The following is a 280-nucleotide window of genomic DNA, read 5'->3' on the forward strand; positions in this document are numbered from 1 at the left end:
GCTTAATAATCGTATTTCTTCATCAAAGTTTGCGTGGTTAAGCGAAAATCCTGCCGCTGTTGAAGCTTATGAAGCCGATCCATTGACGGGTTTTGATTTTACCAATAACGGCTTTATGACCCTCTTTACACTGATGAATGCAGGCTTGCATAAAAACTGGGCAATGACGATTGCCAAAGATTTTCCAATGTTATTAATCAGCGGAGAAAATGACCCAATCGGTGATATGGGTCGCGGTATTCGTAATATTGCCAATCGCCTAGACAGACAACATTTTGAT

1 protein-coding gene is annotated in these 280 nt (G+C 40.7%); it reads left to right on the forward strand.

Annotated features, from left to right (window positions below):
* The coding region (locus tag AAEY75_RS14730) for a serine aminopeptidase domain-containing protein (protein ID WP_352259984.1) at positions 1-280 on the forward strand (280 nt) is incomplete at both ends.

The sequence above is a fragment of the Psychrobacter sp. TB55-MNA-CIBAN-0194 genome (assembly GCF_040309505.1).
Taxonomy (GTDB): Bacteria; Pseudomonadota; Gammaproteobacteria; order Pseudomonadales; family Moraxellaceae; genus Psychrobacter; species Psychrobacter fozii.